Annotated in this window: 3 protein-coding genes; all 3 read left to right on the top strand. The window is 58.8% G+C overall.

Features of this window, described 5'->3' with window-relative positions:
• The first annotated feature begins 211 nt into the window (after positions 1 to 211).
• Positions 212 to 631 (top strand): PTS sugar transporter subunit IIA, encoded by a 420-nt coding sequence (locus tag DXD77_RS10190; protein WP_117565057.1) that lies wholly within the window; start codon positions 212 to 214, stop codon positions 629 to 631.
• A 57-nt stretch (positions 632 to 688) separates the two neighbouring features.
• Positions 689 to 1171, top strand: a complete 483-nt coding sequence (locus tag DXD77_RS10185; RefSeq protein ID WP_117565058.1) for a PTS sugar transporter subunit IIB — start codon at positions 689 to 691, stop codon at positions 1169 to 1171.
• Between the two features lie 58 nt (positions 1172 to 1229).
• A partial coding sequence (locus DXD77_RS10180) for a PTS sugar transporter subunit IIC (protein ID WP_147325448.1) occupies positions 1230 to 1816 on the top strand: 587 nt, incomplete at its 3' end.

Genomic DNA, 1816 nt, shown 5'->3' with positions numbered 1-1816 from the left:
GACACCGCCGAGTTCGCGATCCCCGGCCTTGACGACGAGTTCCGCGTCATCGTGTCTCCGTGGATTCTGACGGTGCTCGTTACCGACCGCCTGGCTCGCTACTACGAGACGGTCACCAAGCACAACCTCAAGTATCGTCGCTACTATCACCAGTTCGACTACTAAAGAAAACGGGTGCGGGAACGCGCCGGGCTATTGAGAGGAACACAGAATGAGGCAGTACATCATCGCCAGCCATGCGCACTTCGCTACCGGCATCAAGGAGAGTGTCGAGCTGCTCTCGGGCGCTCGCGACAACGTCCACGATCTTTCGATGTTCGTCGATGACCGCATGGACGTGGCCGAGGAGGCCCAAAAATTGCTGGCAGGCATGGCTGCCGACGATGATGTCGTTGTCTGCACCGACCTCTTTGGCGGCAGCGTCAACAACGAGTTCACCAAGATCGTCCAGACGCGTCCCCGCACGTACCTCGTTACCAACATGAACCTTCCTCTGCTTATCCAGCTGCTGTTCTCTGACGAGTCGGCGCCGGTTGAGGAGACGATTCGCGCCATCGTCGCTGCGGACGATACGCGCGTGAAGTTTGTCAACGATCTTTTGGTCGATGACGAAGAGGAAGAAGAGTTCTAATCCGCAGCACCTACTGACACGCCGTAAGACGGCACAAGACCTTTGGGGGGTCACATTATGATTCAGCTACTTCGCGTCGACCATCGCCTGCTTCATGGCCAGGTCGCGGTCTCTTGGGTCCAGGGCCTTGGCTCCAACTGCATTTTCTGCGTGGGCGATAAGGTCGCCAACGACCCGGTGTGGAAGACGACGCTCAAGATGGGCAAGCCTGCCGGCTGCAAGCTCGTCATCAAGGATATGGCGAATGCCATCGAGGCCATTAACTCGGGTGTGACTGACAAATACAAGATGATTATCTGTGTCGCCACCATCGCTGAGGCAAAGCAGCTTGTTGAAGGCTGCCCGCAGATCAAGTCGGTCAACCTGGGCAACACCAAGCCCAAGGACGAGAAGCGCCCCGATGCTCGTCAGGTCTCTCGTCAGATCTTCCTGACTGCAGCCGAGGAGGCCGATGTGCGTGAGATGCTGAACAACGGCGTCGAGGTCGAGATCCGTCCTCTGGCCGATGACCCCAAGGTTGACTGCGCAAGCGTGCTCTAGGCGTTCAATTTCGAAGAGTCTGAGCTCTTCGTAGTGTCCTATTAGGAAAGGGGGATATATGCTTACCCAAGCAATCCTCATCGGACTTATCGCCGCATTTGGTAAGTTCGACTTCCAGCTCGGTACGCTCTATGCGTTCCGCCCCATCGTCCTGTGCCCGCTCGTGGGCCTGGTGCTGGGGGACCTGCAGTCCGGCCTCGCGATCGGCGCCAGCCTGGAGCTTCTGTTCATGGGCTCGATCTCCATCGGCGCCTACGTGCCGCCTGATGAGACGATCGGCGGCGTGCTCGCCTGCGCCTTCGCTATCCAGTTGGGCCAGAGCACCGAGGCAGCCATCGCGCTCGCTATGCCCATCGCCACGCTGTGCCTTGCCATCAAGAACATCCTCAACGCCGCCCTGCCGATTCTGGTTGACCGCGCTGATGTCTTCTCCGGCCAGGGCAACCTTAAGGGTGTCTATGCGATGCACTTCCTGATCGGTTTGACCGGTATCATCATGGCGTTCCTGCTGTGCTCGCTGTCGTTCTATCTGGGTGCTGACGCCATCCAGGGCATGCTCGACTTCATCCCGCCCTTTGTCCTTGCTGGCTTTGGCGTTGCCGCCAACATCCTGCCTGCCATGGGCTTCGCCATGCTCGGCCGCCT

It is taken from the genome of Collinsella sp. TM09-10AT, from assembly GCF_003436275.1.
In the GTDB taxonomy this organism is placed as follows: domain Bacteria; phylum Actinomycetota; class Coriobacteriia; order Coriobacteriales; family Coriobacteriaceae; genus Collinsella.
This window is presented reverse-complemented; position numbering and strand designations above follow the sequence as displayed.

What these genes read in the sequence shown, in the direction of transcription:
- DXD77_RS10190 (WP_117565057.1), top strand. Translation starts at nt 212, where the DNA reads ATGAGGCAGTACATCATCGCCAGCCATGCGCACTTCGCTACCGGCATC.
- DXD77_RS10185 (WP_117565058.1), top strand. Translation starts at nt 689, where the DNA reads ATGATTCAGCTACTTCGCGTCGACCATCGCCTGCTTCATGGCCAGGTC.